At 43.1% G+C, this 22597-nt stretch carries 17 protein-coding genes and 6 tRNA genes; 7 read left to right on the top strand and 16 right to left on the bottom strand.

From position 1 onward, the window contains the following. Positions 1-139 precede the first annotated feature (139 nt). The 6 genes from aspS (at position 140) to L2729_RS14710 (ending at position 8754) form a co-directional block, all read left to right on the top strand. A complete protein-coding gene (gene aspS / locus L2729_RS14735; protein WP_248988942.1) occupies positions 140-1921 on the top strand; it encodes an aspartate--tRNA ligase in 1782 nt (593 codons plus the stop codon). Between the two features lie 108 nt (positions 1922-2029). Next, positions 2030-2773, top strand: a complete 744-nt coding sequence (locus tag L2729_RS14730) for a YebC/PmpR family DNA-binding transcriptional regulator (protein WP_101092044.1) — start codon at positions 2030-2032, stop codon at positions 2771-2773. 5 nt (positions 2774-2778) lie between these two features. Continuing rightward, positions 2779-3300, top strand: coding sequence for a crossover junction endodeoxyribonuclease RuvC (gene ruvC / locus L2729_RS14725; protein ID WP_101092045.1), 522 nt, complete (start codon positions 2779-2781; stop codon positions 3298-3300). Continuing rightward, the gene (ruvA, locus tag L2729_RS14720) at positions 3297-3914 is read left to right on the top strand and encodes a Holliday junction branch migration protein RuvA (protein ID WP_248988941.1); all 618 of its coding nucleotides are present in this window, start codon (positions 3297-3299) and stop codon (positions 3912-3914) included. The genes ruvC and ruvA overlap by 4 nt, the downstream gene beginning before the upstream one ends. A 9-nt stretch (positions 3915-3923) precedes the next feature. After that, a complete protein-coding gene (gene ruvB / locus L2729_RS14715; RefSeq protein WP_248988940.1) occupies positions 3924-4934 on the top strand; it encodes a Holliday junction branch migration DNA helicase RuvB in 1011 nt (336 codons plus the stop codon). 1306 nt (positions 4935-6240) lie between these two features. After that, on the top strand, positions 6241-8754 hold the full coding sequence (locus L2729_RS14710) for a TonB-dependent receptor (RefSeq protein WP_248988939.1): 2514 nt from the start codon (positions 6241-6243) through the stop codon (positions 8752-8754). Positions 8755-8867: 113 nt separating this feature from the next. Here L2729_RS14710 and gloA read toward each other — a convergent pair whose 3' ends face one another. The 15 genes from gloA to L2729_RS14635 all read right to left on the bottom strand — a co-directional run bounded on the left by gloA (position 8868) and on the right by L2729_RS14635 (position 18979). Continuing rightward, on the bottom strand, positions 8868-9278 hold the full coding sequence (gene gloA, locus L2729_RS14705) for a lactoylglutathione lyase (RefSeq protein WP_101092049.1): 411 nt from the start codon (positions 9276-9278) through the stop codon (positions 8868-8870). A gap of 330 nt (positions 9279-9608) precedes the next feature. Continuing rightward, complete coding sequence (gene nth / locus L2729_RS14700; RefSeq protein ID WP_248988938.1) at positions 9609-10250, bottom strand: endonuclease III; 642 nt, start codon at positions 10248-10250, stop codon at positions 9609-9611. A gap of 64 nt (positions 10251-10314) precedes the next feature. Then, the gene (locus L2729_RS14695; protein WP_248988937.1) at positions 10315-11010 is read right to left on the bottom strand and encodes an electron transport complex subunit E; all 696 of its coding nucleotides are present in this window, start codon (positions 11008-11010) and stop codon (positions 10315-10317) included. Next, positions 11003-11641: an electron transport complex subunit RsxG gene (gene rsxG / locus L2729_RS14690; protein WP_248988936.1), complete on the bottom strand. Its 639-nt coding sequence runs from the start codon at positions 11639-11641 to the stop codon at positions 11003-11005. The genes L2729_RS14695 and rsxG overlap by 8 nt, the downstream gene beginning before the upstream one ends. Positions 11642-11744: 103 nt before the next feature. Next, positions 11745-12797 (bottom strand): electron transport complex subunit RsxD, encoded by a 1053-nt coding sequence (gene rsxD, locus L2729_RS14685; RefSeq protein WP_248988935.1) that lies wholly within the window; start codon positions 12795-12797, stop codon positions 11745-11747. A gap of 3 nt (positions 12798-12800) precedes the next feature. Next, positions 12801-14981, bottom strand: a complete 2181-nt coding sequence (rsxC, locus tag L2729_RS14680) for an electron transport complex subunit RsxC (RefSeq protein WP_248988934.1) — start codon at positions 14979-14981, stop codon at positions 12801-12803. After that, positions 14975-15544: an electron transport complex subunit RsxB gene (gene rsxB, locus L2729_RS14675; RefSeq protein ID WP_248988933.1), complete on the bottom strand. Its 570-nt coding sequence runs from the start codon at positions 15542-15544 to the stop codon at positions 14975-14977. The genes rsxC and rsxB overlap by 7 nt, the downstream gene beginning before the upstream one ends. Positions 15545-15546: 2 nt before the next feature. After that, the gene (gene rsxA, locus L2729_RS14670; protein ID WP_101092056.1) at positions 15547-16125 is read right to left on the bottom strand and encodes an electron transport complex subunit RsxA; all 579 of its coding nucleotides are present in this window, start codon (positions 16123-16125) and stop codon (positions 15547-15549) included. A 114-nt stretch (positions 16126-16239) separates the two neighbouring features. Next, positions 16240-18156, bottom strand: coding sequence for an EAL domain-containing protein (locus L2729_RS14665; protein WP_248988932.1), 1917 nt, complete (start codon positions 18154-18156; stop codon positions 16240-16242). Between the two features lie 182 nt (positions 18157-18338). Next, positions 18339-18414: transfer RNA gene (locus L2729_RS14660), tRNA-Asn, on the bottom strand. A gap of 36 nt (positions 18415-18450) precedes the next feature. Continuing rightward, a tRNA-Asn gene (locus tag L2729_RS14655) sits at positions 18451-18526 on the bottom strand. Positions 18527-18558: 32 nt separating this feature from the next. Continuing rightward, positions 18559-18634: transfer RNA gene (locus tag L2729_RS14650), tRNA-Asn, on the bottom strand. A gap of 34 nt (positions 18635-18668) precedes the next feature. After that, positions 18669-18744 (bottom strand) — tRNA-Asn (locus L2729_RS14645). Between the two features lie 37 nt (positions 18745-18781). Then, positions 18782-18857: transfer RNA gene (locus L2729_RS14640), tRNA-Asn, on the bottom strand. 46 nt (positions 18858-18903) lie between these two features. Continuing rightward, positions 18904-18979: transfer RNA gene (locus L2729_RS14635), tRNA-Asn, on the bottom strand. A 998-nt stretch (positions 18980-19977) separates the two neighbouring features. On the opposite strand from L2729_RS14635, the gene uvrB reads away from it, so the two are divergent. Then, positions 19978-21978, top strand: coding sequence for an excinuclease ABC subunit UvrB (gene uvrB, locus L2729_RS14630; RefSeq protein ID WP_248988931.1), 2001 nt, complete (start codon positions 19978-19980; stop codon positions 21976-21978). Between the two features lie 46 nt (positions 21979-22024). Here the strand turns inward: uvrB and rrtA are convergent, their stop codons facing one another. Continuing rightward, positions 22025-22597, bottom strand: coding sequence for a rhombosortase (gene rrtA, locus L2729_RS14625; RefSeq protein WP_248988930.1), 573 nt, complete (start codon positions 22595-22597; stop codon positions 22025-22027).

The raw sequence follows: 22597 nt of genomic DNA, 5'->3' as shown, positions 1-22597 counted from the left end.
TTTTTGAAAATTGGCTGATACTTAACCGACTAGTCGATAAGTTATTTGGAAAACGGCAATATGTCTCTATAATGCCGCTTTTGTCTTGTTTTGAACCAGATCCTCAAACATCATTTTGTGGAATAAAGGAAAGAGTTAAATGCGCAGTCATTATTGTGGGGACGTTAATCAGTCTCACGTTGGTCAAGAAGTAACCCTAGTGGGTTGGGTTAATCGTAGCCGAGATTTAGGCGGCGTTGTTTTTCTCGACCTGCGTGATAGAGAAGGCATTGTTCAAGTTGTTTATGATCCCGATCTTCCTGAGGTGTTTGAGATAGCAAGCACCTTACGCAGTGAGTTTTGTGTTCAAATTAAAGGTCGAGTTAGCGCTAGACCCGATAGCCAGATTAATGCGGATATGCGCACCGGTGAAATCGAGATATTTGGATCTGAACTGACCATCTTAAACAGTTCTGCTCCACTGCCGATTAATATGGACAAAAACCAGCACAATACTGAAGAGCAACGCTTAAAGTATCGCTACTTAGATCTACGTCGTCCTGAAATGGCTGACCGTATCGTATTCCGTTCTAAAGTGACCAGTGCTGTTAGACGTTTTCTTGATGGGAACGGTTTCTTAGATATTGAAACACCAATCCTGACCAAAGCGACACCAGAAGGTGCACGTGATTACTTAGTGCCGAGTCGTACTTATAAAGGTCAGTTCTTCGCTTTGCCACAATCTCCACAACTATTTAAGCAGTTGTTGATGATGTCTGGATTTGACCGCTATTACCAAATCGTGAAGTGCTTCCGTGATGAAGACTTACGTGCTGACCGTCAGCCAGAATTTACTCAGATAGATATTGAAACCTCGTTTATGTCTTCAGCGCAAGTGATGGCTAAAACAGAAGAGATGACTCGCGGTCTATTTAAAGAATTGTTAAATGTTGATTTGGGTGAATTTCCAAAAATGACCTTCGCTGAAGCGATGCGTCGTTACGGCTCAGATAAGCCGGATTTACGTAACCCACTTGAGCTAATTGATGTTGCTGACCTTGTAAAAGATGTTGAGTTTGCTGTGTTCAATGGCCCAGCAAATGATCCAGAAGGGCGTGTTGCAGTTCTTAGCATTCCTGGCGGCGCTAAACTTTCACGCAAGAATCTTGACGACTATGCAAAATATGCCACCATTTATGGCGCAAAAGGCCTAGCGTGGATGAAGGTTAATGACCTTGATAAGGGCATGGAAGGTATTCAATCTCCAGTGCTTAAGTTCTTAACTGAAGATGTTGTTACCGCACTGCTTGAGCGCACGGGTGCACAAACTGGTGACCTAATCTTATTTGGCGCAGATAAAGCGAACATCGTTGCCGAAGCTATGGGCGCACTTCGTTTGAAAGCCGGTGAAGATTTTGAATTGCTACAAGGCGATTGGAAACCACTTTGGGTCGTTGACTTCCCGATGTTTGAGCCTACTTCAGATGGTGGATTACATGCGATGCATCACCCATTCACCGCGCCGAGCAATATGACACCAGCAGAACTGGAAGCGAATCCTATTGGCGCTATTTCAGATGCCTACGATATGGTATTGAACGGTTGTGAGTTAGGTGGCGGTTCGGTACGTATCCATAATAGTGAGATGCAGTCAGCAGTATTTAGAATTCTAGGGATTAATGACGAAGAAGCGAACGAAAAGTTTGGCTTCCTACTTGAAGCGCTACGTTATGGTACGCCGCCACATGCAGGTTTAGCATTTGGTTTAGATCGCATCATCATGTTGATGACGGGCGCAAGCTCAATTCGTGATGTAATGGCATTTCCTAAAACAACAACGGCGGCATGTCCATTGACGAATGCGCCTGGCTTTGCAAATCCAGTGCAGTTAGTTGAACTGGGTATCAGTGTCATTGCGGAAGAGAACAAAGACGAGCAGTAAATACTGTTAAAAAGAGCCGAGTTTAGACTCGGCTTTTTTTTCGAATAATTTTGGTGATGGGCATGATGAAATGCTTATTTTCTAGAGAATCGAATGTAGGAGAAAGAGATGGCAGGTCATAGTAAATGGGACAATATTAAGCACCGTAAAGCAGCGCAAGATGCTAAGCGTGGTAAGCTTTTTACTAAATTTATCCGTGAGCTCACTGTCGCTGCAAGAGAAGGTGGCTCTGATCCCGATTCAAATCCAAGATTGCGGGCAGCCATCGATAAATCATTATCAAATAACATGACGCGTGACACGGTTGAGCGAGCGGTAAAACGCGGTGCTGGCGAGTTAGATGGTCAAATATTAGAGACCATTATCTATGAAGGTTATGGTCCTGGCGGTACAGCGGTATTAGTTGAAACCATGACGGATAACAAAAACCGTACGGTTTCCGGCGTCAGAAATGCGTTTAGTAAATCAGGCGGTAACTTAGGCACCGATGGCTCTGTTGCTTATTTGTTTGATAAAAAAGGTATTATTTCTTATCAAGATGTAGATGAAGATACTGTTATGGACGCCGCACTTGAAGCTGGTGCTGATGACGTTATTGCGCATGAAGACGGTTCTATTGATGTCTTTACCACACCAGAGGATTTTGGTGCAGTAAAAGATGCATTGGATGCTGCAGGGCTTGAAGCGGTGAATGCTGAAGTGACCATGTTGCCATCCACAACAGCGGAACTTGATGCGAGCACGGCACCAAAGTTTTTACGCTTAATCGATAACCTTGAAGATCATGATGATGTGCAAGAGGTTTACCACAATGGTGGGATTTCTGACGATGTCATGGCGGGGCTGGAATAAGCGATATGGCTATTATTTTAGGCGTTGATCCAGGCTCTAGGATCACCGGTTATGGTGTGATTCAATGTATTGGTCGCCAACATGTTTATGTGGGGAGCGGTTGTATAAGAACCAGTTCAGACGAATTACCACTGCGTCTTAAGCAAATTTTTGATGGTCTTTCCGAAATTATCAGACAATACCAACCTGATGAATTTGCTATTGAACGGGTATTTATGGCTAAGAATGCGGATTCAGCACTTAAGCTTGGTCAAGCGCGTGGTGCTGCAATTGTGGCGGCCACCGCAGCAAATTTACCCGTTGCTGAATACAGTGCTACCCAAATAAAAAAATCAGTTGTCGGTACCGGTAGAGCGCAAAAAGAGCAAGTACAGCACATGATCCAGCAAATTTTAAAGTTGCCGAGTGCGCCTCAAGCCGATGCGGCAGACGCATTAGGGGTTGCGGTATGTCACTTTCATACAAGTCAAAGCTTGGTTGCCATGGGCGGCAAAGCGAATTCAAGTACATACGGAAGATATAAATGATTGGTCGTATACGTGGTCTACTCGTAGAAAAACAAGCACCTGAAGTGCTTATCGATGTTGGTGGTGTGGGGTATGAGATCCAAATGCCACTGACAAGCTTTTATGAGTTACCAGAAGTAGGGCTAGAGGCCGTTGTTTTTACCCATTTTGTGGTCAGAGAAGATGCGCAGTTATTGTATGGTTTTATCTCTAAGCAGGAACGTGCACTCTTTAGGCTATTAATTAAGACTAATGGCGTCGGGCCAAAACTGGCGTTGACCATTTTATCGGGCATGACAGCGGCTGAGTTTGTTGCTTGCGTCGGCAGAGATGATATTGCTACGTTGGTAAAGTTGCCTGGCGTCGGTAAGAAAACAGCGGAACGCTTGCTCATTGAAATGCGTGATAAGCTCAAGAGCCTGATGGAAGCATCGGTGGGATCTGAAAGAGAGTTTATGCTGCAATCAAACTATACCGTTCCCGTTGTCGTCAATACTGCCGAAGAAGATGCCATTGGCGCACTGTTGTCGCTGGGATATAAACCAGCGCAAGCGAGTAAAGCTGTTTCTGCAGTGTATGTTGATGGTATAGACTCTGAATCGCTGATTAAATCAGCACTTAAATCGATGCTTTAAGGATAACCGATGATTGAAGCTGATCGCCTAATACAACCACACGTTATCGAGCCTATAGAAGTCATTGATAGGGCGATGCGTCCTAAGCTATTGGACGAGTATACTGGGCAAGATGATACTCGCGCACAGTTAAAAATCTTTATTGAAGCGGCGCAAAATCGTGGCGAAGCGTTAGATCATATGCTGATTTATGGTCCTCCGGGTCTCGGAAAGACAACATTGGCGATGATTGTTGCCAATGAGATGGGCGTGAATATAAAGTCTACATCAGGACCAGTGCTAGAAAAGGCGGGTGATTTAGCGGCTTTGTTGACTAACCTCGAAGAAAACGATGTTTTATTTATTGATGAAATTCATCGATTAAGCTCGGTAGTGGAAGAGATTTTGTATCCTGCGATGGAAGACTACCAATTAGATATCATGATTGGTGAAGGTCCTGCGGCGCGCTCTATTAAGCTGGATCTACCGGCATTTACATTAGTGGGAGCTACCACAAGAGCGGGGTCATTGACCTCTCCGCTACGGGCGAGATTTGGTATTCCGCTACGTTTAGAGTTTTACAACGTTAAAGACTTATCCACCATTGTGCTCCGCTCTGCAAAAGTGATGGATCTAGAAATTGACGAAGAAGGCGCGGTTGAAATAGCCAAACGTTCTCGTGGTACACCTCGTATTGCCAATCGTTTACTGCGGCGAGTACGTGACTTTGCAGAAGTTAAACATAGTGGTGACGTGACCAAGGTGATTGCAGAGTTAGCCTTAGACATGCTCGATGTCGATGCGGAAGGTTTTGATTATATGGATCGAAAACTACTGCTTGCCATTATCGACAAATTTATGGGTGGCCCTGTAGGACTTGATAACTTAGCGGCAGCGATTGGTGAAGAGCGCGAAACGATTGAAGATGTACTGGAACCGTTTTTGATCCAACAAGGATTTATACAAAGAACGCCACGTGGACGTATTGCAACGCAACGAGCCTATAACCATTTTAATATGATCCAACCAGAATCTAAGTAAGCATTCCATTTACTTCATTGTTTGAGCAATCGCGTTACTATTGCTCTTCAATCCACAATATATACTGTGGGTGCTTATCACCTGCAGCCGCATTTTTACCCATCACGACCTTTGAACCTATCACCATCATTTCCCCGACGACGTCTAAATTCTCTACACTAATGGCCGGAAAGAGCGTATAAATGTCGTTTTTTATCTAAGCCGCAACGTTTTAAATTTAGTGTATGTTCATTGGCTAATTGAAAGAGCGCTATTGTAATGGGTTGCTCTGTATCTGATGTGACTCATAACTTTCCTTGATGGTCATCATTATCGAGCAGTGCTGCACTGAGCGAACGCTAAATTTCCTTTCCCATTAATGACAACAACAGTGGACTGTCCCTCATTCTTAATTGGTGTTGGATATTTTAATGGCGGGATTTATACATGTTGATAAACGTTTAAGTGATACTTGTGCGCGTTCGAATGCAACTTTAGTAAAATAAAACTGCAAAGTAGTGAAGGTCGAACAGTCAAAACCATTGGTGCACGTCATGTCCACGTCGAATCTATCCTGTACTTTCTAATGGCATCCAAGAGCAACAATTCCCCCCTTCAAAAAATGTAGACAGTCATCTTTACACTGTCGTTTGAGTATCAGTGATGAACTGAAGGTGATTCTAGCCCATGTTGATTATTTCGCTGTGATTGAATGCTCTGTGATGTAATGAGTCAAAATCTGCACTTCGTCAGCTTAGTTATCCATGGATTGTGAGTATTTATTCTAATTCTTAAATGTTACTCCTAACATCGAAAGTTATAACATCTGTTGCTGCTATGTGTAGTTTGGCGCGTGATTGTTTGCCCTTATGTTGCCGATGGTAACAAGCTCAGTGTGAAGTGCTGTTTCAATTCTGAACAGTTTCTTGCTGGCTAGTCTATTTCTGCATAAAAAAGCATGAGCCAACTCTAATAATTGACCATCTACGTGGTCTATTTACTAAAAAATCAAAAGAGTAAACGCGACCTGTGTCACACTTTACTTATTTTGATGGTTAACAAAAAGTTGCCAGCTCGGCAGGTGTTTACACCAGTATACTGGTACGTTGTGGCTTATTCCTCTGCCTTGCTGTGTCATTGCTTTCATGAAAAACGACAAGCTCGATTATTGGTTACTTTATTTATCACATTACTTAACAAGGTAAAGTGAATGGTTAACGATTTGGTGGATTGACGGCATAAACGTGAAATTGCAGTATCTCTAGCAACGTCACTGATAACAAATGACGTGCATATAAAAATAATTAAGCTAGGGAGTACGACATAAATGAACAGACCATCGAAATTGGCCTCTGCAATAAAGTTCGGATTGATCGCATCTGTATCTACATCAGCAATTACAGTTTCTACAGCAGCCTACGCTGAAGAGGAAGCTAAAGTAGAGCGTATCGCTGTAACCGGCTCCCGTATTCAACGACAGGATATGGAAACAGCCTCTCCAGTGACTGTTATTGACGCAGCAACAATTAAAGCTGAAGGCTTTACTTCAGTCGACCAAATGCTACAAGCACAAACTTCTATGGCTGGTGCTGCTATGGGGTCAAGTACTAACAACGGTTCAGACGGTGTTGCTCAAGTTGACCTTCGTGGTATGGGCTCACAGCGTACGTTAGTATTACTTAACGGTCGCCGTATGGTTAACTCAGGTTCAGGTGCTGATAGCGCTGTGGATCTTAACTCTATCCCTGTTGCAATGATTGCACGTGTAGAAATACTTAAAGATGGTGCATCTGCAGTCTATGGCTCTGACGCTATTGCAGGTGTTGTTAACATCATCACTAAAAAAGATTTTGATGGCTTCCAGATAGATGTTACTGGTGGCATGACTGATAAGAGCGACGGTGAAAACGGCGAAATCAGTGCACTTTACGGCTTTAATACCGATACAGGTAACTACACATTCGGTGCTGCTTACTCTGAGCGTCGTGGTGTTGTTCAGTCAGATCGTGATTGGACAGATCCAGGTGCTAGCTCATTCATACCTAATGGCTCTTTAGGCGGTCAGGTTAAAGATGAGAATGGCAATTGGGTAGATCGTGAAGAAAGTTACGACTATACACAAGATAGTTTTTACCAAACGCCAAGTAAGCGTTACAGCTTGTTCGCTAACATGACTCAAGAGCTTGGCAATGACCTAGTGTTGACCGGTGATATTCTTTACACCAAGCGTAAGTCAAACCAGCAGTTGGCACCTCAGCCAGCTAACCTCGACCTAGATGTTTGTGAGGCAGGTGACGATCCTACTAAGTGTGTTGAAATTGACCAAGACATGACCGATGCAGGCATCAAGCCAAACGACAAAGGCCAAGTTAACTACAGAAAACGTATGAATGACGTTGGTCCTCGTGTTTATACTCAGGACACTGATACATTACGTGTCTCAGCTGCTCTTGCTGGTTCAATTGATGTCAATACCGGTATGGATTGGGATGTTTCCTATACTTACGGTAAAAACAAAGCTGAAACCGCAGTAGAAAACTCGATCAATGCATCTATCATGACAGATGCAATCTATGCCGATCAAGATGCATGGTTTAGTGGCCAGCCAATGACGGACCAAGCATTACTTGATAGTGTTTCTTATGATGAACAGTCTGATGGTGGTAATGAGCAACATGTATTCTCTGCTGGTCTAACGGGTGAGCTTTTTGATCTTGATGCAGGTGCTGTAGCTTACGCTATCGGTGCAGAATACCGTTATGAGAGTGGTTTCTACAATCCTGACCCAATTGTTGTTGCAGGCGAAAGTACTGCTGCTCAACAAGATCCTACTGATGGTAACTACAACGTAATTTCTGTTTTCCAAGAAGTCAGCGTGCCGTTTACTGATAAGCTAACCGGTGAATTCGCGCTTCGTTTCGACGATTACTCTACATTCGGTAACGCATCGACTTGGAAAATTGGTCTAACATACGCAGCGACTGATGACTTAATGATCCGTACCGTTGCGGCGACAGGTTTCCGTGCACCAAGTGTCAGCGAGCTATTCGGTGGTAACTCAGGTTCATTTGACTACCTAGACGATCCTTGGGGAAATGAGCAAGATCCACAGATTTTAGTTAACCGTACTTCAGATGAAGATCTTCAACCTGAAGAATCTGAGTCATACACTGCAGGTTTAGTATATTCACCTAGCTATGTAGATGGCATGTCATTGACTGTCGATTACTGGCGCTTTAAAGTGAAAAACGCAATTGCACGTATGGATACTCAAAATGGTCTAAATAACTGTTTTGCGGGTGACCAAGTGGCGTGTGATGCCTTTAACATCGGTCCAAACGGTGATTTAGATAATCTAACTAACTCGTTAACTAACGTCGGTTACCAAGATACAAGCGGTATCGATTTTAACCTAGCGTATAATTTTGAAGTGTTAAATCTTGATTGGACAGTGAGTAATGACACCACTTATTTGCTTAACTTTGAGCAAGATGGCGTAGATTACACTAATACTATCGATGGTAACTTCGGTGCATATGCTCAAGTACGTAACAACTTCAGTATTAAAGCCGGTCAAGATGATTGGAATGTTATGTACTTCAACCGTTATATCGGTGAGATGGATGACTTAGGCGAAGGCACTAAGGTTGATTCTATTCTTTATCATAATGTTTCAGCTAGCTACTTCATCAATGATACTTGGATGGTAAGTGCTGGTGTTAAAAACCTAACTGACGAAGAACCATCAAACGTCTCTAACGGCAGTGACGGTGGAACAGTTCCAGAAGTTTATGACACCATTGGTCGTCAGTACTTTGCGGGTGTAACTGTTAAGTTTTAAGCTTAAAACTGATTTAAAAACTAGTGCTAACAAACAGTTCTAGAGAATAGAGTTTAAAGCTAATAAAAAAAGCGCCGAAAGGCGCTTTTTTTTGTGTTTATTTTGTCTAAACGTTATCCCAAGCCTTGCTGAGATGAGCTCATTTGGATTAGCTCGATCTTATAACCATCAGGGTCTTCTACAAAGGCAATGACAGTACTGCCGCCAGCAACGGGACCCGCTGGACGTATAACTTTAGCGCCAGCGTTCGCTATTGCTTCACAACGGGCATAAATATCTTCTTCACCTATGGCTATATGACCAAAAGCGTTACCCATGTCATATTCTTCAGTGCCCCAGTTGTAGGTAAGTTCAATCACCGCACTGCCTGTAGATTCTTCATCGTAGCCAACAAATGCTAGGGTATATTTGTATTCACTATTTTCGCTTTTACGTAATAATTTCATACCCATAACTTGGGTGTAAAATTCAATACTGCGCTCTAAATTACCTACGCGTAACATGGTATGTAGTAACTGTGCCATTTCGTCCTCTTTATTTGTTGTTTTTTCTCATTGAATTATATCGAAAATATAGCCGATGGATACTGTTTGTTATTAGGATAGAGTTTTGACTACATTAGACCGTGTGCAGATCACAAAACGTTTAAATTAGCCTGATAAAGTCTCATTTATCTTATAGTATTAATTAACTTATTCGAGGAGTTACCGATGCAAACTGAACTAAAAATGTCGCTAGGGCTTAGCGTTATTATTGCGGTTGGACTGTCTATTTTCTTTATCAATATGTTTTAAAAAAAGCCGCGAAAGCGGCTTTTTTATGGGTAATATTTATCATAAACCGTGAAGGCGCTATTAATCTTCAGGGTAAATTTTGTCTTTAAATTCACACAAGTCTTCAATTATACAGCTGCCACAGCGAGGCTTTCTGGCAATGCAGGTGTAGCGCCCGTGTAAAATTAACCAGTGATGTACATCAACTTTAAATTCAGCTGGAACCACTTTTAACAGTTTTTTCTCGACTTCAACGACATTCTTACCCATCGCAAACTTAGTACGATTTGAAACTCTATCAATGTGAGTGTCTACCGCGATGGTAGGCCAGCCGAATGCGGTATTAAGTACTACGTTAGCTGTTTTTCTACCAACGCCAGGTAGCGCCTCTAATGCTTCTCTATTTTCGGGTACAACACCATCATATTGGTCGACTAAGATCTCACAGGCTCTAACGACATTAATCGCTTTGTTGTTGTATAAGCCTATTGTCTTAATATACTGCTTGAGTCCGTCAACCCCGAGGGCGGCAATACTATGCGCTGTATTAGCCACGGGAAATAATTTTTTTGTTGCTTTGTTAACGCTAACATCGGTTGCTTGAGCTGAAAGTGTCACTGCAACTAACAGCTCAAATGGACTTGAAAAATTCAGCTCAGTTTCAGGATGAGGATTGTTGTCTCTAAGTCGCTCTAAAATAATGCGGCGTTTTTCTGTGTTCATATGCCAGTATCCATCGATGTTATTATTATTTTAAGATGATATTTTAAGATTAAATGAACCTGTATTAGTTAACTTTCGTGATCCTAACGCGCGTTGGCGCTGTTTCCTCTAGCTTAGGCTGTCTAGCCTCTAAGTAACTATCAATTACATTTTTAAGCGCAATCAGCAGTCCAATTCCGATAAAAGCACCGGGAGGAAGCATGGCTAATAAAAAAGTGGTATCGACTTGCCAGAGTTGGATCGTTAATCCTTTTGCCCATTCACCTAATAACTGGTCTGCACCGTAAAAGAGCGTACCTTGACCTAATATTTCACGGCTAGCACCCAGTACGCACAGTACGAGGGTAAAACCTAACCCCATCATTAATCCGTCGAAGGCTGATTTTGCCACGTTGTTTCGCGAGGCAAATGCTTCAGCTCGGCCAATGATGACGCAGTTGGTCACAATCAGTGGTAAAAAGATCCCTAGCGACAGGTAAAGACCATAGGCATAAGCATTAATGAATAGCTGAACGCTGGTGACCAATGCGGCAATGATCATTACAAATACCGGTATGCGGATCTCTTTTGGGACAAAATCTCTCACTAAAGAGACTAAAATGTTCGAACCAATCAACACCAGTAATGTCGCCAAACCAAGCCCTAACGCATTGGTTAAAGTGGCTGTAACGGCAAGCAACGGACATAAGCCCAGTAATTGAACTAGCCCTGGGTTGTTCTTCCAAAGTCCTTGCCAGGCTAACTCTTTATAATCACTCATTGCCTACCTCACAGTTAGCGGGTGCATCTAATAGTTCGTCTTTATGTGCATTAAAATATAGCGTGGCTTTTTTAACCGCTTTTACGAATGCTCGGGGTGTAATTGTAGCACCAGTAAATTGGTCTATCTCTCCGCCATCTTTTTTTACATGCCAGCGTTTATCTTTGTCTGACAATACCGATAACCCTGTAAACGAAGATACCCAATCTGATTTTCTTCGCTCGATTTTGTCACCTAAGCCAGGGGTTTCTTGATGTGAAAGTGTACGCACGCCTAACACGGTGCCCGACTTATCTAAGCCGATGATAATTCTAATGTCACCGTTGTAACCATCGGGTGCAATAGTTTCAATTGCGATGGCAATACCGACACCTTCTTTTGTAGCAATATAAGCTGGAAGGGGCTTGTCAGTTCCTAGGAAATCAACAGATGTAATGGTTATGCAATGTTCTGTGAGCTCGTTATCATGTAATTCATCAGGAATTATCTGATGTAACACTCTTGCCAGCTCAATCTGTTCCTGTTGCTTTATTTTTGCAAATGTAAGCTGGTTGACTACTGCGACTAGTCCGGTGCAAAGCAGGGCAAATAGTGCGAGTAACAAACCATTTTTTAACATTGAATTTTTCAAAATATTGTCTCTAAACTGATTTTCAAAATATAGCCTCTAAACACAGTATCGATGGCACATACTTGACTTGAGTTCCGCTGTTTTACTCGCCATTTACCGGCGATTAGTTTCCAGAGCGGTGGCCGTAGCTACGTGGTTTTACATAATAATCGATGAAAGGTGCACATAGATTCGCCAGCAAAACCGCGAAGGCAAATGCGTCTGGATAGCCCCCATAAGTACGGATAACATAAACTAATACACCGATTAAGGCACCAAATAGCAACCTCCCTCGTACGCTGGTCGCAGCGGTGACCGGATCGGTGGCGATAAAAAATACGGCCAGCATCGTTGCGCCTGAAAACAGCTGGAACAATGGACCAATGTGTGTGTCTGGGCTTAATAAATAACCAAAGCTACTGCATACAAAAAGAGAGGCAATAATGCCGACACTTATCTGCCATCGGATAACTTTTAATTTAAGCATGGCTAGGCCGCCAAGCAAGTAGGCAATATTTATCCAAAACCAACCAACGCCGTAACCGTCAGAGAAAATGGCTTTCGTTAGGCTCTCTGTAATGGTTAATCCAAGTGATAAGTCAGTCTTTACTGTATCGAGAGGCGTTGCCATTGCTATGCCGTCAAAGCCCAGTTTGTATATATTGAGTTGCTCTGCCGTCATGGTTCCAAAAATGGCTTTGAGTGTTAGCCCTAAATCCATTGGCGTTGGCGCTAATGATAACGGCACTGCCCAACTGGTCATTTGTACTGGAAAGGAGATCAGTAACATGACATAGGCTGCCATCGCGGGATTAAATATATTTTGCCCTAAGCCACCGTATAGGTGTTTGACGATGACAATGGCAAAGACAGTACCTATCACCACGACCCACCAAGGTGCTATTGAGGGTATTGATACGCCAATTAATAACGCCGTTAGGACTGCGCTATTGTCGCTTATGGTCGGTCGAACAGGACGCTTTCTTAGCTTGAGTACGGCAGATTCACTGAGCAAAGCAACGGCAATCGCCAGCAATACTTGGATCAAAACACCCCAACCAAAAAAGTAAAACTGGGTAGCGATACCGGGGAGTGCACACAAAATGACTCTTCGCATCACACTTTGGGTTTGCAGCTGCACTTTTAAGTGTGGCGATGAAGCTAACTTAAATGCCATGAATTATTCCTTCTCTTCCAATTTGGCTTGCGCTTTTTTTGCTTTCGCCTTGGCGACAGCTGCAGCAATACGGGCTTTTTTGATCTCTTCAGGGGACAGTGTTAATTCTGCCGGAGTCCCTAAATCGTTATCTAGCACGTTACTTTCTGTCGGGGCTGGTGCATCAGTAACAGCAGATTGCTTTTTAGCTTTCGCCTTGGCGACAGCTGCAGCAATACGGGCTTTTTTGATCTCTTCAGGTGAGAGCTGTAAATCTGTTTTAGTGGCCAACTCAGCCACAATCGCGTTGCTCTGAAGTGGCTCTGAATCAAGTTGTTGTAGCTTCTTTGCCTTGGCGCGAGCGATAGCGGCGGCCACTTTCGCTTTCTTTTCATCTACAGCATGAGTTTCTTCTGTAACGTCGAGATCCTTTACCACCGTGGTGTTTTGTTGTGCCTTTTTGGCTTTTGCTCTGGCAATTGCAGCCTTTATTTTGGCCTTTTTATCATTGTTCTCATCGACTTCAACATCGCCGGAGTCTGCTGGCTGTTTATTCGTTGCCGCAGGAGCGGCTTTCTTTGCCTTTGCACGAGCAACCGCGGCGGCTATTTGCGCCTTTTTATCTTGAACTGGTTCCGTTGCAGTGGTGTCTCCAGCATTAGACTCGGCGGCTTTCTTCGCCTTAATGCGTGCCATGGCTTCTGCAACCGCATTGTTGTCGGTGCTCCCCATGTTATTTTTACGACGTTCGGCAGCTTCTTTTGCTTTAGTTTCTCGAGCGAGTTTTTCATCTTCCAGTCGTTGCTGTCTCGCATCAAAACGTTGTTTGGCTAAATCCGCCTGTTTTTTCTCTTCAGACTGTGTACGCAGTGCAGATTTAGCAACGCGATAATATTCAACTAATGGAATGTCACTTGGACAAACATAACTGCAGCAACCGCACTCAATACAATCACGAAGATTAAAGCTAGCAGCTTTGTCATATTCTTCTGCTTGGGCATGCCAAAAAAGCTGCTGCGGTAATAGCAGCGCAGGGCATACTACGGCGCATTCTCCACAACGAATACAAGGCATTTCTTGCTGTTCTTCTGCGATCTCTTCATTGCTTGGCAATAATACACAGTTGGTCCCTTTAAGCACCGGCGCTGCGACATCAGGTAATAAGTGGCCCATCATTGGCCCGCCAATAATGACTTTATCTTGGTTTAGATCGCCTTTAAAACCGTTAGTGTGAAGAATATGCTCAATCGGCGTGCCTATAGGCATCCAGTAGTTGCCAGGATTTTTGCTATTAAGTCCAGTCACGGTGACGACTCTTGATGTGAGTGGTTTTCCATTAATGACAGCATCTTGTATTGCGTATGCGGTACCGACATTTTGTACCAGCATACCAAGCTGGGCAGGTATTGCGCCTGAAGGTACTTCTTGACCTGTTAAAATTTGGATTAGCTGCTTTTCACCGCCGGATGGATATTTTGTGGGAACCTTTGTGATCCTAACTTGGTCGCTGGACAGTTCGCTTCGATTGAGTGAATGCTGCATCGCTTCACTGGCTTCGGGTTTATTATCTTCAATGGCGATAATGATCCGTTTAGGCGTCAATAAACGTTCAATAATGGCGATGCCGGACAGGATCTGATCGCTATGCTCTTGCATTAATCTATCATCGGACGTGATGTAAGGTTCACACTCAATGCCGTTGATGATCACGAGCTCAATGTCGCTCGCTGGCCGTAGTTTTATGTGGGTCGGAAAAGCAGCTCCACCGAGACCGGCGATACCGGCATCTTGGATCTTTTTTAAGATCTGTTGATTATCCAACGCTGAAACGTCACTGGTAATGGCTTCGATAGCTTCATCTTGTCCGTCAGCGGCGAGCACACAGCTTAAAACAGGTAAGCCAGATGCGTGGTTGCTGGGCATCTGTTTAATGGCTGTGATAGTGCCTGACGTCGGTGCGTGCACAGGGCAATGAGAGAAACTGGTGCCTGTTGTCAGTGCTTGGCCTTTTAATACCCGCTCACCGGCGTTGATACTAAGCAACGCGCTATCGCCCACTTGTGGAATAGGAATGACAAATTGCTTTGCTAAGGGGAAATCGGCAATAGCGGTCTTATTTGATAGCGTTTTTAACTCTGGGGGGTGGATACCACCATGCGAGCGCCAAAGCGTTCCTTTATCAACTTGTTCTAATAAAGTTAGCACTGCGGATCCTCTTGCACTTGTGTCACTGGAATCGCATTTAACTGCCAATCCCAGGTCTTAGTTGTTTGTTCGATAGGAAGCATATCAATACAATCTACAGGGCAGGGAGCAACGCATAAATCGCAACCCGTGCAGTAATCGATAATGACAGTATGCATCAACTTTCCTGACCCTAAAATGGCATCTACAGGGCAAGCTTGAATGCATTTAGTACACCCTATGCATTCGTCTTCACGTATATAGGCGACTTTTTTTTCCTGGACTTCCTCTGTGGCGTTGAGAGGTTCAGGATCTACGCCAAGGAGATCAGCAATCTTCTCCATAGTGGCATTACCACCGGGGGGGCATTTATTGATCTTATCACCATTGGCAATAGCGTCAGCATAAGGCTTGCAACCCGGATACCCACATTGACCACATTGTGTTTGGGGCAGTAATGCTTCCACTTGCTCTGCAAGCGGATCTCCTTCAACTTTAAATTTTTCAGCAGCAAATCCCAGTAAAATACCAAAGACAAGTGCGAGTATTGTGAGAACAACAACAGCAATGACAATACCTGACATGTTTATTTAACCAACCCTGTAAAGCCCATAAATGCAAGGGACATAAGACCCGCGGTTACCATTGCGATAGCGCCGCCTTGAAACGGGGCGGGTATATCTGCTGCTGCGAGTCGTTCACGCATTGCTGAAAATAGGATTAAGACTAACGAAAATCCAACCGCTGCCCCGAAACCGAATATGGCAGACTCAAAAAAATTATGGTCTTCGTTGATATTGAGCAGGGCAACACCGAGTACTGCGCAGTTTGTGGTGATCAAGGGTAAGTAAATACCTAACGCGCGATGTAATGAGGCACTGGTTTTTTGGACTAACATTTCGGTAAATTGAACAACCACGGCGATAACTAAAATAAAGCTCATTGTCCTCAAGTAACCGAGATCAAAAGGTAATAGCAGGTATTGGTTTACCAGATAGCTGAGAATAGACGCGAGCGTCAACACAAATGTGGTCGCCATGGACATACCAATAGCAGACTCAAGTTTGCTGGATACCCCCATAAAAGGGCATAAACCTAGGAATTTTACTAACACAAAGTTATTGACCAGCACTGTGCCGACCAACAATAGGAGATATTCACTCATCTCAATTCATTTTTTAGACAATCTTGGGGCTATTATCGGCTTTTCCGACGCTATAAACAACACAAAGAAAACAAGGACAAATAAATTTGATTTCTTGTGGGTGAAATTAACGCACTATTTCAAATTTTCGCTCTTACTTACGGTGATTAAAGGCGTTGGCTTCGCAATATAGTAGCCTTGAAGGCCATCGAGTAGTAGTTGCTCCATGGCCAATTTTTCTTGTTGATTTTCGACGCTGGTCGCAATCACTTTAATCATCAGTTTTCTTGCTATATCAATAATCATTTTCACAAAAAACTGATTATGAGTGTCTGAAATAATACCTTGAGTATAACTGCCATCTAGCTTGATAAAGTCTGGGCGCACATCTTTAAAGAACTTGAAAGAGGTAAAGCCGAGACCAAACCTTTCAATCGATACCCGAGCGCCAACACTATGCACTTCATTGATGAAATGATACGTCGCAGATAAGTTGGTTTGCATCCCTGATTCACTGACCTCAAAAACGAGTCTAGCGGCCAAGTGTCGTTGGCGAACCAAAATATTTTTGAGCCAAGCGACAAAGCTTTCTTGGTTTGCGGATGATGAGCTGATATTGATCCCAAATAGACCCGTAAGCGAAGGCATATTAATGAGCATGCTCAGGGTTTTTAATATCACTAATTTATCAAGTTCTTCACTCATGCCATGGCGCTCTGCCATCGCGATAACTGTGGTAGTGGGTAAGAATTTACCTTGGTCGTTGTAAAAGCGAGACAAAAGCTCTCGGTAAGACTCAATATTAGTTCGGCAGGGACGAATTGGCTGAGCGTAAAATTTTATCGCTTTCCGTTTTAGAATGTCGTCGATTGCGATTTTCCAACGGCTATCGCCAAACAGTTCATCACCCGTCAGCTTCTGCTGTACATGAAAACTATTTGGGCCAAGTGTTTGAGCAATACTGACGGCAGTATCGGCCAATGTCATTAATGACACGGGATCACAACCTTGCAGGTAGGGGCATAAGCCAATGTAAGCAACTGAATCAGTGCCCAAATTCAGTTGGTACTCATCAAAGGCAACCTTAAGCTGTTCTATGATTGTGGTGCCATCTTTTAAGGATATGTCGGGTAATATGAGTGCAAAATCAGCAGTCGATATGCGATAAAAATAAGCATTAGGTGATTTAACCAAAGACTTTCTGATGTGGTTGGCTATGCGTGTTAAATAATCATCACCCGCTTCACGCCCATGTAACTGATTTATTGCGCCAAGTTCAGTAGCTCTAACCATAGCCAATACACCCAATTGCTGGCTGTTAGGCAAACAGATTTCATTTAACTTTTCTGTGAATTTAGCGCGTGTACCAAAACCTGTAATCGGATCCTGAAACGCTGTTCTAATCAGTTTTTCATGAGCTTGATTGAACTCATCCACTCTAGCTTTTAAATTGCTTTGGCATGACTCAAGCACTTTTGCTAATGGAGTGAACTCTCCCTTTAATTTAGATTTTTGAATCGCATGGAAAGTAAAGTTGGGTAAGTCATCGATTATTTTGCAACTGTAGCGCAATTTTTTAGCGTGGAGTGCCGCAAGCAATAAATTAAAAACACTGATGAGTAGGAACGTGCCCCAAATTAACAGCAGTTGATATTCAAATCGATTGGATACCGCAGTGAGCTCTTTGTCTATGGCAAGCTTGACCTGCAATCGCCCATTAGCGAGTGTTCGGGTTAACGGGATGTCAATCTGATAGATATTTTGAATAATACTTTTACTCTCAGCAAGTAACTTGCCGTGAGTGAAGCTATTGTCACTGTCATTGGTGTCGATGTATTGGAAGAACTGAAAATTAAAACTCGTCGTCAAATGTTGGTATAACGCCTTGCCATTACCTTGCCAATTGCTTTGGGTCGCAATACTTGCTGTATATTTGGTGAGTTCTTGCTCGCGACTATGGGCAAAATTAGTTTGATTGATTGAATAGGTAATGTAGGTGAGTCCGCAGAAAACGAACACTAAAAACAGTTGAGAGTATCTGAAGCTGGTCATAATGAGTCCATTCACAATCATAGAAGACAAAATTGTTCTAAAAAGGTGTATCACTATGGGCATTATAAACAGGTTTTAGATTGAATATCAGTTGCTTTGTTTGAGGAGTGTTTTATTTGAACGATATTTCTTGATTAGCGAGAGGCTTGTATTGGTAAAGCAGAGATTAAATTAGATAAGGTTGGCTCCCCAGACTGGACTCGAACCAGTGACATACGGATTAACAGTCCGCCGTTCTACCAACTGAACTACAGGGGAATCACAGTACTACCTATATCTGATGTATCTTTAAATTGGCTCCCCGGACTGGACTCGAACCAGTGACATACGGATTAACAGTCCGCCGTTCTACCAACTGAACTACAGGGGAATCGCTTTAAATCTAAATCTTAAATAAAATGTTGGCTCCCCGGACTGGACTCGAACCAGTGACATACGGATTAACAGTCCGCCGTTCTACCAACTGAACTACAGGGGAATCGCATTTTACTTCTTTTACGCTGATAAAAATGTGGCTCCCCGGACTGGACTCGAACCAGTGACATACGGATTAACAGTCCGCCGTTCTACCAACTGAACTACAGGGGAATTGCATTTTTACCAATATTTAACGGTTATATAAAAGTGGCTCCCCGGACTGGACTCGAACCAGTGACATACGGATTAACAGTCCGCCGTTCTACCAACTGAACTACAGGGGAATTGCTCTTTTACATTACCAGATAAATATCTGATTAACTTAAACTTTGGCTCCCCAGACTGGACTCGAACCAGTGACATACGGATTAACAGTCCGCCGTTCTACCAACTGAACTACAGGGGAATCGTTTAAGTTACGTCTCGTTGAAGACGGAGCGCATATTAAATGGCTCTTACTACTGAGTCAACTCAACAATGGGAAAAAAGTGAATTTATGCGGTTAAGTGTTCATCAAATGTGCATCATGGTGACGAATGCACCATATTTGTCATTAACTGAACAGCTAGAACGCAAGTGAATGAGTTAATCGTAGTTTTCGATTACTTTCAAAGTATATTGATAAAAACAATGCTTCAAATAGAAGAGTACGAGAACTTCATATGTAATAAAATTACAAAATCTTGCTACATAATGCTTCAGTAGCAGTATTGGTTAAAAGTCCCGCTATAACAAGGCTAGAGTGAGTTATCCACTAAATCTGTGGATAAGCCTGTGGGTTAAGTGAAAAAATCGGTTGCTAAAGCCTATGAATAGGGGCTTGAGCTTAAAATGAGCAAATTTGTTGAGTTTTTTTTTTATTGTTTAAAAACAGACTGATGTAAAAATCAACAGTTAATTTTTTGCTATTCAGGGGGTGTTGCCAAATTGTAACCGCTTATTGTGGCCTAATTGTGAATTAAAGTGCCTGTTCTAGGCCGTTGTAGCCTAATTACTTTGCTAAGTACTTGATTGTTATCTTGTCACAAACTTTCATATGATTAATCATAAACGGTAATAACATGGGTGTAGAGACGTTTAGTAAGAAGAACATGTTGCTAAGCCCATTCTCCTAATATAAAGCAATGCTTATAAACGTTGTGGTGGTCGATATTCGTTACATTGGATTAAAGGTGGAAAAGTAGCCCGTATGTCGTTGAACTAGCCTTAAACGCTCATGATATCAATGCTATTGTTGTGAAGGCTATGTACGGGACTCATTTTGGATCGCCGTATATCTAGCTATTACCTCTGCTGTCACCTCTATATTTGAATCTTCTGTATTGGTGATAATTTTACGGTTCATGCCATCTTAGTGTTAAATAGGGTAAAATGCGCCCAAGTAAAATGAGGAAGCATAACCTAGTGTCTGAATCTGTATTTCAATTGGAATCGCAATACCAACCTGCGGGCGATCAACCTACGGCAATTAAACAGCTTGTCGATGGACTCGAGTCTGGGGTTGCCAGTCAAACCTTATTAGGTGTAACGGGCTCAGGAAAAACGTTTACTATCGCCAATGTGATAGAACAAATGTCTCGACCGACTATTATCATGGCACCCAACAAGACACTGGCAGCTCAACTCTATGGTGAGATGAAAGAGTTCTTTCCACATAATGCCGTTGAGTACTTTGTCTCTTACTATGACTATTACCAGCCTGAGGCTTATGTTCCCTCTACCGGTACCTTTATCGAAAAGGATGCTTCGGTTAACGCACACATTGAACAGATGCGTTTGTCGGCAACTAAGGCGCTACTTGAGCGTAAAGATGTGGTGCTGATTGCCTCTGTCTCTGCCATTTATGGTTTGGGAGATCCAAAGGCATATATGAAAATGTTATTGCACCTTCGAGAAGGTGGGATAATGGAACAGCGCGATATGCTGAAACGACTCAGTGAATTGCAATATAAGCGCAATGATATCGATCTTCAGCGCGGTACTTACCGTGTTCGCGGCGAGGTTATTGACGTTTTCCCTGCCGATTCCGATAAACATGCCATTAGAGTAGAGCTTTTTGATGATGAAATTGAGCGACTGAGCCTGTTTGATCCGTTAACGGGCCACATTGTTAAGCGTATTGCCCGTATTACCGTATACCCTAAGAGTCACTATGTTACGCCGCGTGAATCGATACTCGCCGCAACAGAATACATCAAAGAAGAGTTAAGAGACCGTAAGAAGCAGCTACTGGAACTCAATAAGCTGATTGAAGAGCAACGCATTACCGAGCGCGTTCAATATGATATTGAGATGATGACTGAGCTCGGATATTGCTCGGGGATCGAAAACTACTCACGCTATCTATCGGGACGAGCTTCGGGCGATGGGCCACCGACCTTGCTCGATTACTTACCCAAAGATGGTTTATTAATTATCGATGAGTCTCACGTGACCGTTCCACAAATTGGGGCGATGTACAAAGGTGATCGTTCTCGCAAGATGAACCTTGTTGAATATGGCTTTCGCTTACCGTCTGCACTCGATAATCGTCCGTTAAAGTTTGAAGAGTTTGAAGCCTTAATGCCACAGAGCATTTTTGTATCAGCTACGCCGAGTGATTATGAAATTAATAAATCAGACGGTGAAATTGCTCAGCAAGTCGTGCGGCCGACAGGCTTGTTGGATCCGGAGATTGAAGTTAGGCCGGTAGGGACTCAGATTGACGATCTACTCTCAGAAATTGCTAAGCGAGTGGCGGTTAACGAACGAGTGCTAGTGACAACATTAACCAAAAGAATGTCTGAAGATCTATCTGAGTATTTAGATGAACATGGAGTCAAAGTCAGATATCTGCATTCGGATATCGATACCGTTGAGCGAGTTGAAATCATCAGAGATCTCAGACTCGGCGTGTTCGATGTGCTGATTGGTATTAACTTACTTCGTGAAGGCTTAGACATGCCTGAAGTGTCATTAGTGTGTATTCTCGATGCTGATAAAGAGGGCTTTTTGCGCTCAGAGCGTTCACTTATCCAAACGATTGGCCGTGCTGCACGTAATGTGAATGGTAAAGTCATTCTTTACGGTGACCGCATTACCAAGTCTATGGATAAAGCGATTACCGAAACCAATCGCCGCAGAGTGATGCAACACCAGTACAATCTTGATAATGGTATTACCCCTAGAGGTGTTATTAAGCGTATTACCGATATTATGGATGTGGGTGATAGTAAGCAGTATGGTAACTCGCGCAAGGTAGCAGAGCAGGGCGCTGACTATCTGGTTAAACCTGCAGATATTAGCCACGAGATCGATAAGCTTGAGAAGCAGATGCACGAGCATGCTAAGAATCTTGAATTTGAAGAAGCTGCAGCGGTAAGAGATCGAGTGGGTCAATTACGAGAGCAGTTTATAAAAGCCTAGTCATGAACCGTAATGATATAGAGAATGAAAAATAGGGACCTAGTCCCTATTTTTTTAACTTCCTGACGGCATATACTGAGCCTAAACAGATAAAGCCGCTAACAAGCCCGACAAAATGTGCTTCAGTTGCCACTCTCGCGCCGATAAGCGCTGTTACTTCGCTACTGGCACCGTATGTTTGTTCATAGATAACTTTTAAAATCACCCCTAGTGTAAGCAAGTAACCTGTTTTCAATCCTTTAGTGATATCAAGCACTGCACCATAAACAAATAATCCGTGCAGCATGCCACTGAGGCCGACATAGCCTTTAGTCTCAGGAAAAAACAGTAACAGCCCAACACCTTGCATTAAACTTAAAGCGACGACGATGATGATGACCGCGAGCGATCTGGCGCGGTAATGTTGCTCATGTAATAACAGTATCACCCATAAACCGGCCAAGTTCATGAACAAATGCCAGGCGTTGGTGTGAAGAAAGTTCCCGGTTAACAATCGCCACCACTGGCCATCAAAAATCAGATCACGCCGATAGGCTAAAAGATCATCTAAGCCTAAATAAAAAAGAGCAATGCAAATGATGCTAATAATGGCAGCCACGGCGTAAGGGCTTTTTACCAT

It is taken from the genome of Shewanella gelidimarina (assembly GCF_023283945.1).
GTDB lineage: Bacteria > Pseudomonadota > Gammaproteobacteria > Enterobacterales > Shewanellaceae > Shewanella > Shewanella gelidimarina.
This window is presented reverse-complemented; position numbering and strand designations above follow the sequence as displayed.